The 15,329-nt window shown below is 61.9% G+C and carries 11 protein-coding genes; 7 read left to right on the top strand and 4 right to left on the bottom strand.

Features of this window, described 5'->3' with window-relative positions; translation table 11 throughout:
• Positions 1 to 10 precede the first annotated feature (10 nt).
• Positions 11 to 829, bottom strand: a complete 819-nt coding sequence (rsmI, locus tag ACQUSW_RS09370; protein ID WP_428932029.1) for a 16S rRNA (cytidine(1402)-2'-O)-methyltransferase — start codon at positions 827 to 829, stop codon at positions 11 to 13.
• A gap of 70 nt (positions 830 to 899) precedes the next feature.
• Here rsmI and ACQUSW_RS09375 point away from each other — a divergent pair, with 70 nt between their 5' ends.
• Positions 900 to 2,372, top strand: a complete 1,473-nt coding sequence (locus ACQUSW_RS09375; RefSeq protein ID WP_428932030.1) for a dolichyl-phosphate-mannose--protein mannosyltransferase — start codon at positions 900 to 902, stop codon at positions 2,370 to 2,372.
• Between the two features lie 23 nt (positions 2,373 to 2,395).
• Here ACQUSW_RS09375 and ACQUSW_RS09380 read toward each other — a convergent pair whose 3' ends face one another.
• The 3 genes from ACQUSW_RS09380 to msuE all read right to left on the bottom strand — a co-directional run bounded on the left by ACQUSW_RS09380 (position 2,396) and on the right by msuE (position 5,700).
• A complete protein-coding gene (locus tag ACQUSW_RS09380) occupies positions 2,396 to 4,201 on the bottom strand; it encodes a thioredoxin domain-containing protein (RefSeq protein WP_428932031.1) in 1,806 nt (601 codons plus the stop codon).
• Positions 4,202 to 4,207: 6 nt separating this feature from the next.
• The gene (locus tag ACQUSW_RS09385) at positions 4,208 to 5,044 is read right to left on the bottom strand and encodes an aldo/keto reductase (RefSeq protein WP_428932032.1); all 837 of its coding nucleotides are present in this window, start codon (positions 5,042 to 5,044) and stop codon (positions 4,208 to 4,210) included.
• An 89-nt stretch (positions 5,045 to 5,133) separates the two neighbouring features.
• A complete protein-coding gene (gene msuE, locus ACQUSW_RS09390; protein ID WP_428932033.1) occupies positions 5,134 to 5,700 on the bottom strand; it encodes an FMN reductase in 567 nt (188 codons plus the stop codon).
• Between the two features lie 168 nt (positions 5,701 to 5,868).
• On the opposite strand from msuE, the gene ACQUSW_RS09395 reads away from it, so the two are divergent.
• Genes ACQUSW_RS09395 through ACQUSW_RS09420 form a run of 6 tightly spaced genes read left to right on the top strand, consistent with a single transcriptional unit; the run spans position 5,869 to position 15,239 of the window.
• Positions 5,869 to 7,335 carry an LLM class flavin-dependent oxidoreductase gene (locus ACQUSW_RS09395; RefSeq protein WP_428932034.1) on the top strand — a complete coding sequence of 489 codons (1,467 nt, stop codon included), beginning with the start codon at positions 5,869 to 5,871 and terminating at the stop codon, positions 7,333 to 7,335.
• A complete protein-coding gene (locus tag ACQUSW_RS09400; RefSeq protein WP_428932035.1) occupies positions 7,332 to 8,189 on the top strand; it encodes an ABC transporter permease in 858 nt (285 codons plus the stop codon). The genes ACQUSW_RS09395 and ACQUSW_RS09400 overlap by 4 nt, the downstream gene beginning before the upstream one ends.
• Positions 8,190 to 8,205: 16 nt before the next feature.
• Positions 8,206 to 9,318, top strand: a complete 1,113-nt coding sequence (locus ACQUSW_RS09405; protein WP_428932036.1) for an ABC transporter substrate-binding protein — start codon at positions 8,206 to 8,208, stop codon at positions 9,316 to 9,318.
• Positions 9,315 to 10,097, top strand: a complete 783-nt coding sequence (locus ACQUSW_RS09410) for an ABC transporter ATP-binding protein (RefSeq protein ID WP_428932037.1) — start codon at positions 9,315 to 9,317, stop codon at positions 10,095 to 10,097. Before ACQUSW_RS09405 ends, ACQUSW_RS09410 begins: the two co-directional genes overlap by 4 nt.
• A gap of 26 nt (positions 10,098 to 10,123) precedes the next feature.
• Positions 10,124 to 14,263 carry an ATP-dependent RNA helicase HrpA gene (gene hrpA / locus ACQUSW_RS09415; RefSeq protein WP_428932038.1) on the top strand — a complete coding sequence of 1,380 codons (4,140 nt, stop codon included), beginning with the start codon at positions 10,124 to 10,126 and terminating at the stop codon, positions 14,261 to 14,263.
• 25 nt (positions 14,264 to 14,288) lie between these two features.
• Positions 14,289 to 15,239, top strand: a complete 951-nt coding sequence (locus tag ACQUSW_RS09420; RefSeq protein WP_428932039.1) for a quinone oxidoreductase family protein — start codon at positions 14,289 to 14,291, stop codon at positions 15,237 to 15,239.
• Positions 15,240 to 15,329 lie beyond the last annotated feature (90 nt).

Here is a 15,329-nt window from a genome sequence, read left to right on the forward strand (position 1 = left end):
ACCGCAGGCGTCATGAACGACCCGCAAGCACAGCCTGGTACAGGTCGCGCGACGACAACCCTGTGGCTGCCGCAACGTCGGCACACGCGGTCTTCAGACGTGTGCCCTCGGCCACTAACTGCTGCACCCGCACGAGTGCTGTCTCTATCGACACGGCAGCGGCCGGTGCACCCGCAACAACAATCACGATTTCGCCGCGCACCCCCTCTGCCGCCCAGGCCGCGAGTTCGTCGAGGCTGCCCCTGCGCACCTCTTCATACAGTTTGGTCAGTTCACGACACACAGCAGACTGCCGGTCGGCACCAAAGACGGCGGCCATATCGGCCAGGGTTTGCGCGAGACGAGCCGGTGATTCAAAGAACACCATCGTGCGCTGCTCTATCGCCAACTGCTTGAGCATGCTGGCGCGGTCCCCCGCTTTACGGGGCACGAAACCGTCAAAACTAAACCGGTCGGTAGCAAGGCCCGAGACCGCCAGTGCAGTAATCACGGCGCTCGGGCCAGGAATAGCCGTGACGGTAACGCCTAGCTGCACAGCGGCGGTAACAAGCGCATAGCCGGGGTCGCTCACCGTGGGCATTCCCGCGTCGCTGAGCACCACGATGTCTTCGTGCTCGGCGCGCGCTGCTAATTCACCCGCCCGCTGCTTCTCGTTGTGGTCATGCAGGGCAACGAGCTGTGGCCGGTTAGTGATCGACAAGGCACCGAGCAGGCGCTGGGTGGTGCGGGTGTCTTCTGCCGCGATCGTCGTCGCGTTTTCGAGTACTTCGCGCAGCCGCGTCGAAGCATCGCCGAGATTGCCGATGGGGGTGGCAGCCAGAATGATCACTCGCTCAGCATAGAGGCGCTGCTTGTGGAGTATCCAAAACCAGCCGCGCAATCAAACGTAGGCTTATCGGGTGACTTCTGCCCGACTGCGACTGTCTTTACCCTGGCTTCTGCCCGCCCTGGTGACCATGCTGGCCGCCGCCGCACGGCTGTGGAATGTGGGGCATCCGGCAACCCTCGCCTTTGACGAAACGTATTACGTCAAAGACGCCTGGTCGCTGTGGCAGTGGGGTTATGAGGGCAAATGGGGCGAAAACGCGAACGAGCTTTTTGCGCAGGGCGATACTTCGGCGCTCGGTACCGATGGCTCGTTTGTGGTGCACCCGCCGCTGGGCAAGTGGCTGATCGCGCTGGGGATGGCCCTGCTAGGGCCGGGCTCGAGCGTCGGCTGGCGTTTAGCGACCGCCATTCTGGGTGCAGCAACGGTGCTGCTGGTGTATTTCATTACACGCGAGCTCACCCAATCGGTCGCTTTTGCCACGGTGGCGGGCCTGCTACTGGCTGTGGATGGCCTGGGCATCGTGATGAGCCGTATTGCTCTGCTCGACACCATTGTGACGTTCTTTATCGTGCTCGCTTTTCTTTTTGTGCTGTACGACAGACGTCAAAATGGCGAGCATCCGCGCCACGAGCAACCGCCCGTGTGGGGCACCATTGTGGCGCGGCGGCCATGGATTATTGCGGCCGGTGTTGCCCTCGGTGCTGCGACGGCCGTGAAGTGGTCGGGAGCATATGCCCTGGCCGGAATAGGTATCTACCTGGTGGTGACCGATGCGCTGGCTCGGCGGCGCGCCGGGGTTGTGCAGTGGCCTGCCGATGCCGCGTTCCGCCAGGGACCGGTCACGTTTCTGCTGTTGGTTCCGGCGGCTGTTGTGACATATGTGGTGTCGTGGAGTGGTTGGCTGCTCACCCGAGGCGGCTACGATCGGGATAGTTCTACCAACCCGCTGATCGCGCTGTGGAACTACCACCGGTCGATTTACAACTTTCACATCAGCCTTTCTGCCGGGCATTCCTATGCGAGCCCCGCGTGGGAGTGGCCGTTGCTGCTGCGCCCGACCGCTGTATGGGTGGGTGGTCAGCAAGACACCGAATGCTGGGGTTCTGACCACTGCATTGCCGTGATTTCGACCATACCGAACCCCGTCACCTGGTATTTGGGTGTGGCGGCCGTGCTGTATCTGATGTATCGGGTGGTACTCGGCTGGTTCGAGAAGAAGCCTGCGTCGTGGACGCTATCGGTGCCGCTGGTGGGTATCGCGGTCACGTATGTGCCGTGGCTGTTGGTGCCCGACCGCACAATTTTCCAGTTCTATACCGTGGCCATGCTGCCGTTTATCGTTATTGCTCTCACACTCGTGCTGCATATGATCGCGCATGCTCCGGATGCCACTCCCGCCCGCCGTCAGGCTGGCCGAGCCACCGTTGTCACCATTGTGGTGATTATCGTGCTGGTCTCGCTGTTTTATTACCCGGTATGGACGGGAATGACGGTGCCGTATAAGTTTTGGCTCCTTCACAACTGGTTGCCCGGCTGGATCTAGCCGTTCGTTCGGTGCGCTGTTTGTTACTCGTCGCGCAGATCGTGTGGGTCTGTTGTGGGTAGCGAGCACACAAAGTTGCTGCAGTCGTAAGCTGCGGGCTGCGTTTTGTCGGCAAAGAGCTCGAACCCACTGTGCGCCAATGCCGAAGCCTGTTCTGCCGTGACAACCGCGATCACCTCGGCGTGCAGTGTGCGAGCGGCCTGAGCCAGTGGTGCGGCCGGTTGATGGGTGATGACAACAACCTGGCGGGGTGCTGTAGCAAGCGCTGCGGCAGCGCTCAGCATCGCGCCGTGAGCGAAGGGTTGGTGCAGTGCGGGGCCAATATGGCGGGCGACTATGCTTTCTGCCCGCTGGCGGTAGTGCTCACCGGCGCCGTATTGCCAGGCACGCACGTATGCCTGTGCGAGGGCCGAGGGGCCCGAGGGGAGGTCGCCGTCGCTGTGGTCGGGTGAGGGGCTTATGCCGTGCTCGGTGAGTACCGGGTCGTGCACGGTAGTGGATTCTGCATGCTGTTCGGCCTGGCCTAACAGTTCGAGCCCCTGCTGGGCGTACACGGCGTCGCCGCTGGCAACAGCGAGCGTCAGTAGGGCGTCGGCAAGAAGCGCATAGTCGGCGAGCGTGGCGGCGGCTGTGGCAGAGCGACCATCGAGCGATGAGCGCACGAGGTTACCGTTGCTGTCACGATTATCGCGCAGCACGGCCTCGGCTGCGCGGCGAGCACTCGTGATCCATCCAGGGCGGTGCAACCGAACACCCGCCTCGGCTAATGCTCGTATGGCCAGCGCATTCCAGGCGGTGAGTACTTTGGCGTCAACGGCCGGTGCTGCAAGACCGTGCCGCTCTGCGCCGCGGCGGCGATAATATTCGCCTTCGCGGCGCTCGCCGTCGATCCACGACTCTGAGTCTTGCGCGGCACCAAACCCGCCGCCCGGCTGCTGCAGTACAGTGCCCAGAAAGTGGGCGATGCCCTCGGCTGTTTCTGCGTCGCCCTGAACGGTTGCTATTTCGAGCAGTTGGGCGTTGTCGTTGAGCATCCGCTCGTAGTGCGGCACTGTCCAGTCGCGCTGTGTGGCGTAGCGAAAAAATCCGCCGTCTTCGGGGTCTCGTAGTTCGCTGGCAGCCATGGCCGCCAGCGCCCGGCGTGCGCTGGCTGCGGCCTGCGGACTGTGTTCACGAATAAGCGTTGTGCACAGGTATGCCAGCGTGGTCGCGACGGGAAACTTGGGGGCCCCGCCAAACCCGCCGTACAGGTGGTCTTCGCGCGCGGCGATGGTGCGCGCGGCATCGACAAGGTGTTGTGTGCCCCAGTCGGTGGCATCCGGAAGCACAGCAGCCTGCCTCAGCGCATCGGCCACAGCACCGGCTGAGTGCTGCACTTCGTCGTGACGGTCGCGCCACGCTTCAACCACGGCTGTGAGCACATCGCGGAAGGCGGGGAGGGGTGGTCGTGCGGCGGGTGGAAAATAGGTGCCGGCGTAGAACGTTTGCCCCTGAGGTGTAGCGAAGATGGTCAGTGGCCAGCCGAGGTGCGAGGTGAAGGCGCTGGCTGCGGCCATATAGGCGGCGTCGACTTCGGGGTGCTCTTCGCGGTCGATTTTGATGGCAACAAAGTTGGCGTTGATATGCGCGGCGGTCTCGGGATCGGCAAATGATTCGCGTGCCATCACGTGGCACCAGTGGCAGGTGGAGTAGCCGATGGAGATAAACAACGGCACGCCGCGACGCTCAGCCTCATGAAAAGCTTCGCTCCCCCACGGCCACCAGTCGACAGGGTTGTCGGCGTGGGCCTGCAGGTAGGGGCTCAGTGTCGCGGCGAGCCGGTTGCTCATGTGTTGTTAGTTCATTTCTTCGGGGTGGGCGCTGACGCGGCCCGAGCCGTCACCCGGGTCGAGGGCGTCGATGGCGGCCACCTGGTCGTCGGTGAGTTCAAAGTCAAACACGGCAATGTTTTCGCGCAGTCGCTCGGCCCGCACCGACTTCGGGAAAATAATGTTTCCCTTTTGCAGGTGCCAGCGCAGCACGACCTGTGCCGCGGTGCGGTCGACAGCCTCGGCGGCCTGGGCAACAGCCGGTGTGCCAAAGAGGTCGTATTTACCCTGCCCCAGCGGACCCCATGCCTCAATGTGCACACCGTGCTGTGTGCACCACTGCACAACATCACGCTGCTGGTAGGCGGGGTGGAGTTCGATCTGGTTGACCACCGGCGTCACACCGGTCTCGGCAACAATGCGCTCCAGGTGCGGCACCAGAAAGTTCGACACCCCAATCGAGCGTGTCAGGGCACGCTCACGAATACCCACGAGCTTCTGCCACGCATGCACATAGTTGTCACGTGCAGGGGTAGGCCAATGCACCAAATACAGGTCAACAAAGTCGAGGCCTAACCGTTCGAGACTCTCGGCAATCGCAGCATCCGGCTCGTCGCCATCGTGCCGATCGTTCCAAAGCTTGGTGGTGACATACAGCTCGTCGCGGGCAATACCGCTCGCCGCAATCGCCTTACCCACACCCTCTTCGTTGCCATAAATAGCAGCGGTGTCAATGTGGCGGTACCCGATCTCGAGCGCTTCGCTCACGGCACGCTCGGCGTCGTCGGCGGGCACTTTGAATACCCCGTATCCCAACTGCGGAATACGGTGTCCGTCAAGAAGTTCGATCTGTGGAATGCTCATAACACCAGCTTAGAACGGCACACCGACACCGGCACCGACTGTGCCAGCTACCTGCGCCGCAGGCTTCAGCGGCTGTCGCAGCACACGGGTCATGAAGCGACGAGCTCAGTGACATTCGGGGTATGCGGCAGCAGCGGAATGCTGCGTTCGGCGGCGAGGTCAATGCGGCGGCGGAGTGATTCGTCAGTTATCACGGTGCCGTCAAAAGATGCATGGCTCGCGTACACTCCCAGCGGAAGCGTGAGCGCTTGAAAAAACGAAAACAGCGGGCGCAGCTGGTGTTCGATGATGAGCGCGTGGCGTTCGCCGCCACCCGTTGCTGCCAAGAGCACGGGCGTGCCCACGAGCGCATACTGGTCGACCAGATCAAACAGGTGCTTAAACAGGCCACTAAACGACGCGCGATACACGGGGCTGCCGACCACCAGCAGATCGGCCTGTTCAATCGCACGCACCTGGGCTTCGGCATCCGGATGCAACTGATCGCGCGACAGCGCGCCGGCCAACACCGGCCCCCACTGGGCCAGTTCTACCGTGGCCACCTCGGCGGGGATGCGGGCGGCGACGGCCTCGGCGAGCGCGGTAACAACCGCCGTGGTTTTGCTCGGTTCTTGCACAGACCCCGAGACGGCAACAATTCGGTAGGGAGCAGTCATGCTGCGACGGTACCCACCCGGATGCCGGTCGGCACTCTCCGCACCCGCTGTATGTCGAAACATTGCGCGAAGTTTCGGTAGGTAACAAACCGTGGCCTGCACACTTTCGTGCGCAGCGTCTTCGACTTAGCGTCGGGGCATTCTCTGTTCTTTCGTCTGGAGGCCCCCATGACCACTCGCCGTCGCAAACAACTACATATCGGACTCGCCGCTTACGGCACAGGATGGGATTTGCGTGCGTGGCGTCTACCCGAAGCCAATAACCACGGGCTTATCGACCCGAGTGTGATCACCGATATTGCGCGTATCGCCGAGCGCGGCAAACTCGACTACATTTTTGCGGGCAGTTCGCTGGCCAGCGATGCCGACAGTCTGCAGCGTATTCACCGGTGGGACACCAGCGTGTTCGCCGGTTATGCGGCCGCTGTTACCCGCAATGTGGGTTTTCTTGTCTCGGTGAACTCCAGCTTCGAGCACCCCTTTACCGTCGCCCGCCAGGTGGCTACACTCGACAACTTTTCGCGCGGACGCGTAGCGCTCAATGTGGTGTTTGGTATTGACCGTTCGGGGCATCCGGAACTGAACTATGAAGGTGAGAACCTTCCCGATGAGCAGAGCAAATATGTGCGCGCCCGCGAATTTACGGTGGCACTGAACCAGCTGCTGCACAGCTGGGACCGCGACTTTGTGCTCGACGATAAAGAGGGCGGCACACTCGTGCGCCCCGGGTCGTGGCACACGATCGACTTTCGCGGCGAGTTCTTTAACGTGCGCGGCCCGCTCAACGCTCCCCCGCCCGTGCAACAGCAGATCGCCAACGTTCACGTGGGAATGTCACCCGAGTCTCTCGACTACGGTGCCGACCTCGCCCACGTGCGTTTCTCGCCGTATTTTGGGCTCGAAATTGGGCGCGAACACTATCGCAGCCACAAACAGCGCGTGAGTGACCGTGGCCGCGACCCAGAAGCATTCAAGATCATTCCCGGCATCACACCGTTTGTGGGCGGCACACTGCGCGAAGCCCGAGAAAAGTTTCGTGAAGTGCAAGCGTTTCAGGTCACCACGCAGCTTCCGGCCGCATACTCGCGTGCGTTTGGCCTTAACCTACGCGAAATCAACGAGAGCGAACGCGTGCTTGACGTTATTGACACCGATACGATCGGTGCCGACTCGCTCAAACAGCTCGTGAGCGACCAGGCCCACCGCACCAGCCGCCTCGCCGGACAAGAACGCACCGCCGATGACGACGCCCGTTGGCTGCGCGACGTTGTTATTCCCACCCTTGGTGAAGACCTCACCCTTGCCGACCTGTACCGTTTTACCCTCAGTAACCGCTACTCCCAGGGCGCCGTCGTCGGCGACGCCGCCACCATCGCCACGTGGCTCGAAACACACCTCGAAGAAGAAGCCCTCGACGGTATTCAAATCTTTCCGCCGTACCATCGCGGCCCCGCCGATGCCTTCGTCGACCAGGTGGTGCCAGAACTGCAGCGGCGCGGAATCTTCCGCACCGAATACGAACACGACACCCTCGCCGAAACACTCGGAATCGCCGCCGACGCACGCATCCCCAAGCCCGCATCAAGCACGCAGAGTGAACACAGCGACGAACAGGCCGAACAGGACGCCGCATGACAGCCACGAGCGCCACACCCGTCACGGCAAGCACGACCATCACTGCACGAACAGCACGCGAGCGTACGCACGGCACACGCCCGCCGCGGGCGTTCACGCTGGCCACCGGCATCCGAATATCTGGTCAGGTGGCCGTTGTGCTGGCCATTCTGGGTCTTGTGCAGTGGCTGGTTGACAGCGGCCGAGTAGCCCCGATCTATCTGGCGTCGCCGACGCAAGTCATCGCCCGGTTTCCGGTGCTCCTGACCGAACACAATCTGCTGCAGCACACCGGCATTACCCTGTGGGCGGGCCTGGTGGGTACAACGCTCGGCATTGTCGTGGGAGTCGGCCTGGGTATTTGGCTGGGGCTCTCGCGCGGGGCAGAAAAGTTTTTTAGCCCATTCGTGAGCGCCATCTATGCCATACCCAAAGTGACCCTTATTCCGCTGCTCACGCTGTATCTGGGCATCGGTATCGACCACAAAATTGCAGTCGTGTTTCTCTTCTCTGTGTTTGTGCCGCTGTTTAACACCATCTCGGGCATCAAAAACGTGGAAGAAAAACACCTCAAAGTGGCACGGTCATATGGTGCCCGCCGGGCACAGATTATTCGCACTGTGATTCTGCCTTCGGCGGCCGCCTCGATCGTGACCGCCATCCGTATCGAAACCGCCGGGATCGTGGTGATCACGATCTTTGCCGAAATGATCGCCTCGCAGGGCGGTATCGGCTACCTCGTGCAGCGCGCCGTGGGCCTCTACGACACCCCGAGCCTGTTCGCACTCATCATTTACGTCACGCTCATCGCCGTCGCACTGATCAGCATCGTCAACGCGCTCGAACGCCGCTTTCTGCTGCGGTGGCAGCGCTAAACCTTGAAAGAACACCATGTCAGAGACCAATTCTCTACCCCACAGCAGTACATCTTCGCGCCGCACGTTACGCACCCTACGCACACGCCTCGTCGCCGCCCTGGGTGCTGTGACCGCCAGCGCCCTGGCGCTTACGGGCTGCTCTGCCCAGGCCGCTTCGACCGTCACCGATGCTGATGGCCTGCACACCATTCGCCTGCTCGACCCCACCGAATACACCCAGATGCCGCTGCGCTACGCCGAAGAAGCAGGCATTTTTGCTGACGAAGGTTTGCGGGTGGAATGGGTACAGACCGACGACGCCATTATTTCTACCGGCTCGGGCGATCTAACAATTGCTTTTGGCCCCACCACCACCTACCTGCGGGCCGCAGCCCAGGGCGCACCCGTACGCCTAGTGGGTGCCGGTTTTCGCACGAAGGGCCCCTTCTGGTTGATCGCTGACGAAAGCATTTCGAGCATCGAAGAACTGCGTGGCAAAAAGGTGGGAATCGCTGTGCCCGGTTCGGGCCTTGAAACCTATGCGCTGGCCATACTGCAGGCGCACGGTATCGACCCCTCCGAGGTCACCACGGTCGCCTCGGGCACGAATGAGACCGCTTACGGTGCTGTCACCACCGGTCAGGTAGACGCAACGATTATTCACCAGCCGTTCGCCGCGCTCGGAGAACTCGAAGGAACAACAGCAACCCTCGCCCGCGGTTGGGACTACCTACCCACGTATCAAACCGGTGCCCTCATCGCGAGCACCACACTCATCGACAGCAACCCCGAGCTGCTCGAGAAAACACTTCGCGCCTATTACCGCGCCTACGATCACGCCAAAGACAATTACGACGACTATGTGCCGTGGCTCATCACCCAGTTGCCCTCGCTGAATCCGGATGCCGTGCGCACCGCCATTGATCGAGAAGACGTGATTTGGGAGACCAACGCCAACCTCGATCTCGATGCGATCAACGACAGCCAACAGCTCGAAATCGACTTTGGTCACCAAAACGAGAAGTACGACACCGAAAAATATGTTGACCTGCGGTTTATCCCCGAAGAGTTCACGCTCAACTTTGTGTATCCCGATCCGAAAGATCTCGACCAGAACAACGCCGGCCAGAAGGGGGCCGACCAGTGAGCGCCATCTTCACTGTCTCGCAGGCCACCCGCCGTTTTAGCAGCTCCCGCAAAGAAACACTCGCCCTCGACGCCATCGACCTCTCGGTACGCGAAGGAGAATTTTTGGTCTTGCTTGGGCCCAGCGGATGCGGCAAAAGTACTCTGCTCGAGATTTTGGCTGGCCTGCAGCATCCGGATGCCGGTGACGTACTGTTTCGTGACGAGAAGGTGACTGCTCCGCGCCGTGAACTGGGCGTTGTGTTTCAGGACCCTGCCCTTTTTCCGTGGCGGACGGTCGTACGAAACGTTGCAATCGGGCTGGAAATCGCCGGAGTTGCCGCGCGAGAACGCGAAGAGCGTGCACGGCACGAACTTGCCCGAGTAGGCCTTGCCGCGTTTGCCGACAGCTACCCCCACGAACTTTCGGGCGGTATGCGGCAGCGCGCCGGCATTGCCCGCGCCCTCGCCGCCGACCCCGAAGTGTTGCTGATGGACGAACCCTTTGGCGCGCTCGACCACTTCACTCGTTCTCAATTGCAGCACGACCTGCTGCAACTGTGGGCCGAACAAAGACGCACCGTCGTCTTTGTGACCCACGACGTGGGCGAGGCCGTGTATTTGGCCGACCGCATTGTTATTCTCACGCCGCGGCCCGGTCGAGTACTGCACGAAATAGATGTGCGAGCAGCACGCCCCCGCGTGCACGGCGACCCGGCACTACTGGCTATCGAAAGCGAGATTTATCGTGCTCTGCGCGAAGCCGAAGACCCTGTCGCCCCACCAGAATGGGCCATATAGCACCGCCAGGCATACGATAGAGGGCTATGTCTACTCCCCTGTTCTCGTATCCGCCAGAGCTGCCCGTCAGCGCTGCCCGCGAACAGATCGGCGAAGCCATCACCAACAACCAGGTGGTGATCATTGCCGGGGCGACAGGGTCGGGTAAGACAACGCAGCTACCCAAAATATGTCTCGAACTGGGCCGCTCAGCCATCGCCCACACGCAGCCCCGCCGCCTCGCTGCCCGCACCATTGCGGAGCGCGTCGCCGAAGAAATGCAGGTCGAACTCGGTGGCCTTGTCGGTTACCGCGTACGCTTTACCGACCAGGCCTCCGCCGACACGCGCATCACCCTCATGACCGACGGGATTCTGCTCAACGAAATCCATCGCGACCGGCTGCTGCACCGCTACGACACCATCATCATCGACGAGGCTCACGAGCGCTCACTCAACGTCGACTTTCTGCTCGGCTACCTGCGACAAATTCTTGTCGAACGCCCCGAGCTCAAGGTCATTATTACCTCGGCCACCATCGACCCCGAAAGCTTCGCCCAGCACTTTGCCCTGCCACCCGCGCAGGGCCTAGGCGATAAGAGCTCGAGTGACAGTGCGGCGGTGCCGCATCCGGCGCCCATCATTGAGGTTTCGGGCCGCACTTTTCCGGTAGAAGTCCGCTACCGTGCCCACGACAGCCAGAGCCCGCAGCAGTCGGAAACCTCGCGCGACCAGCGCAACAAAAAAGACGCCGCCGATGCCGACAGCGCCGACCCCACGGCAATCGTTGCGGCGCTGCGCGAACTCGACCGCGAAGCACCCGGCGACGTACTTGTGTTTTTGCCCGGCGAAGCAGAAATTCGCGACGCCGCCGACGCTGTGCGCGCCGCGTACAGCAACCACCCCACTGCCACCGAAGTGCTACCCCTGTATGGTCGCCTTTCGGCCTCAGAACAGCACCGCGTTTTTGAACGCCCCGCCCCCAACGCTCGCATCAACGGTAAACCCGTGTCGCGCCGAGTGGTGCTGGCCACCAACGTGGCAGAAACCAGCCTCACCGTGCCGGGAATCAAATATGTGATCGATACCGGCACGGCCCGTATCTCGCGCTACAGTGCACGATCAAAAGTGCAGCGGTTGCCCATCGAAGCCATCTCGCAGGCCTCGGCCCAGCAGCGATCAGGTCGTGCCGGGCGCACCAGCCATGGCATCGCCATTCGGCTCTACAGCGAAGACGATTTCGACGCTCGCCCCGAGTTCACCGAACCCGAAATTTTGCGCACCTCGCTCGCCTCGGTCGTACTACAAATGCTGGCGCTGGGTTTCGGTGACATCACCGAGTTTCCCTTTCTCACCCCACCCGATTCGCGCGGTGTGCGTGCGGCGCTCGAACTGCTCACCGAACTGCGCGCCATCACCCCGCCCCGCACGCCCGAAGCAACCCCCACACTCACCCGCATCGGTCGGCGCATGGCCCGCATGCCCATCGACCCTCGTTTTGCCCGGATGCTGCTCGAAGCCCAGCACCTGAATGTGACCGACAGTGTCGTGCCCATCGTCGCCGCGCTGTCGATTCATGATGTGCGCGAGCGCCCCTCGGCTGATGCACCCCAGGGTGTGCGTGACGAAGCAGAACGCATGCATGCACGGTTTTCCGACCCGACGAGCGACTTTCTTACGCTGCTGAACCTGTGGAACTACCTGCGCGAACAGCAGAAAGCCCAGGGATCGAGTGCTTTTCGGCGCATGTGTCGGCAGGAACACATTAACTATGTGCGGGTGCGTGAATGGTTCGATGTGCATCGGCAGCTGAAGTCATTGTTGTCGACGCGGTCGGGCGACAAAAAACTCGGCGGTCACACGCATGTCGCCGCCGCAGGCACGACTGCGTCCGGGCACGCGATGGGCGATGCCGTGCACCAGGCGCTGCTGGCCGGGCTGCTCTCACACATCGGAATCCTCGACGAACGCACGGTCGCCAAAAAACAGCAGGGTGCCGGTAAGCCGGGCGACAAGAAGCACCGCATTACCGAATATCGGGGGGCGCGCGGCATCCGGTTCAGTATTTTTCCGGGATCGGGGCTGCGCAAAAAAAGCCCTGCTGCGGTGATGGCGGCAGAAATTGTGGAGACCTCGCGAACTTTTGCGCGTACGGTTGCTCAGATTGACCCGGCATGGGCCGAAAGCCTGGCGGGTGACCTCGCGAAGAGCCATATTTCTGAACCGCGCTGGTCAAAAGATGCGGGCGCAGCCATTGCGACCGAAAAAGTGAGTCTGTTTGGCGTGGATATTATTCCGCGGCGACGAGTGCAGTTTGCCCGCATCGACCGGGCTGGCGCACGCGACCTGTTTGTGCGCCACGCGCTGGTCGAGGGCGAATGGGATCCCTCCCGCATCGACAAGCGGGTTACCGCATTTTGGCGCAAGAACCATGAACTGCGCAGGCGCCTCGAAAAACGCGAAGAGCGGGAGCGTCGCCGCGACATTCTGGCGGGCGACGAAACCATCTATGCGTTTTATGACGCCCGTGTTTCGCGCGACGTTTTTGACGTGCGCTCGTTCGAAAAATGGTGGCGCAACGAACTGACAACGCAACCGCACTTGCTAACCATGCGCGAAAGCGACCTCATCGATGATGAGGAAAGCGCCGACCAGAGAGACTTTCCGACCCGCTGGCAGCAGGGCGACCAGACCGTGCACCTGGCGTACCGTTTTGAGCCGGGTGCTGCCGACGACGGCGTGAGTGTCGTGGTGCCCCTGGCGCTGTTGGCGGGCCTGCAACCGGCAGGTTTTGACTGGCAGGTGCCCGGCCTTCGACCAGAACTGATGACGGGCCTGCTGCGAGCGCTGCCGAAAAATATTCGCCGCCATGTGGTTCCGGCGGCCGACTGGGCCGACAAGTTTGGTGACGAACTGCGTGGTGAAGGACCTGAGTCTCATGGAGGTCTGCCGCCGTCGAGTCTGCTGGAGGCGTTGGCTCGCCGTATTCAACCGTTGGCTAATCAGCCGGTGCGGGCCACTGATTTTGATCTCGACCGTGTGCCTTCGCACCTGCACATGAATTTTCGTGTGGTCGATGAGCGAGGTCGTGTGGTGGGTTCGGGCCGTAACCTGGGCGACCTGCAGCAGCAGTTGGCTCGCCGTATGCAACAGAGTGTTGCCCGCTCGGTCACCGCGCAAACAAACACAGGGCAAGCAAGCACCGGGAAGGCTAGCAAGAACGGGCGGGGTGGCAAGCATCCGGATGCCGCGGGCACTACCGGCGCCGATTCTCTTGCTGCCGTGGCGGCAGCGAGCGCCAGCACGCAACAGTCGGGGTTGACGACGTGGCCCGAGCATGATGTCGCCGAGATGGTGGATCGCCGGGTGGCCGGGGGTGTTGTGCGCGGGTATCCGGCGCTGGTGGATGACGGTTCTTCGGTGTCGGTGCGTATTGAGGCGACGGCCGAAGATGCCGAGGCTGCCCTGCGGCAGGGCGTGTTGCGGCTGGTGTTGTTGGCGGTGCCTTCGCCTGCATCGTATGTGCTGGAGCATGTGACGGCGCACGAGAAGCTGGCTTTGGCGGCATCGCCCTACGCCACAACAAACGAGCTGCTCGATGATGCACGCACGGCCGTGGCGAGCAGCGTTATTGATGCCGCTGTGCCCGGCGGCGTTGTGCGCACGCGTGCGGATTTTGAGCGTGTGCGTGATGCTGTTTCGGCCCGCATGGTTGACGACATGTTTGCGTGTGTGAGTCTTGCCGCCCGGGTATTGACGCTGTCGCGCGAGGTAGAAAAGGCCATGAAGAAGCAGAACTCTCTGGCCCTACTGGCACCGCTGGCCGATATGCGGCGGCAACTGGATGGCCTGATTTTTCGTGGTTTTATCGGCCAGATCGGTGTCGAGCAGCTCGCGCATGTGCCTCGATATTTGCAGGGCATGCTCGAACGCTTGCAGACCCTGGCCGACGCCCCGGGCCGTGATCGCACTCGTATGACGGAGTATGAGCGCGTCGAGCAGGCGTTTACGGCCGCCGGGGGCACCGTACCGATGCCCACCACCACGGGTGCTGCAGCGAATGCTGCCGAGCCGCTGCACCGTGCGCGATGGTTGCTCGAAGAGTATCGGGTGAGTCTTTTTGCGCAGAAGTTGGGCACGGCGCAGTCGGTGTCTCCGCAGCGCATTATGAAGCTTCTGGCCGAGTGACAGCCAGCGCGGCTACGCTGACAATATGGCTCAAGCAATCGTTTTTACCGAGTTGGGTGCACCGAGTGTGCTGCATGCGATCACTATTGATGATCCGGTGCCGGGTGCGGGCGAGGTTGTTGTTCGTATCGAGGCGGCGGGGGTGAATCCGCTCGACGCGAAGCAGCGCAGCGGTTTGCGTCCGACACCACCGATTGTTGAACCGCGCCGGGTGGGTTTTGATGGTGCCGGAATCATCAGTGCCGTGGGCGAGGGTGTTACCGAGTTTTCGATTGGTGACCGGGTTGCCGTGTTTAATACGCCCGGTACCTATGCCACGCATGTGGTGGCGGCCGAAGGGTCGCTGGCGCTGCTCGACGATGCAGTGACCTATAGCGAGGGTGCTGCACTGGGTATCCCTGCGGGTACGGCGTATCAGGTGGCTCGTTCGCTCGATTTTTCGGCTGATGACACGGTGCTGGTGCACGGTGGTTCGGGTGCTGTGGGGCAGGCTCTTGTGCAGTTCGCTGTTGCGGCCGGTGCCACGGTGGTGGCTACGGCGAGTGAGCGGCGGCATGACCGGATGCGTGCGATTGGCGCTATTCCTGTCACCTATGGCGAGGGTCTGCAGCAGCGTGTGGTCGAAGCTGCGCCGCAGGGTGTCACGGTTGCGGTCGACTGCATTGGCACCGACGAGGCTATTGAGGTTTCGAAGGCTGTTGTTGCCGACCACAATCGGGTGGCAACAATTGTGCGGGGGCCGGATGCAGCGCAGCTGGGTATTCGCGCGTTTTCTGGCGGGAGCCCCGTGCCCCTCACCGACCAGGAAGAGCAGTGGCGCATCGACGCGGTGTCCGAGACCATTGCGCTGATCACGCAGAAGAAGTTTTCGGTCGAATTTGGTGAAGAGTTGCCGATGAGCCAGGCTCCTCGCGCTCATGAGCTGATGGAGGCGGGGGCTTCGGGCGGCAAAATTATTCTGCGCCCGGAGTTCTAGGGTTCTGCGTTTTCCGGTTCTGCCGCATGCACCCGGCGGATGCCGGTCGTTGTGTGTCATGGAATGAAACAGTTCGACACACGAAACGGC

The organism is Microbacterium luticellae, from assembly GCF_050408645.1.
Taxonomy (GTDB): Bacteria; Actinomycetota; Actinomycetes; order Actinomycetales; family Microbacteriaceae; genus Microbacterium.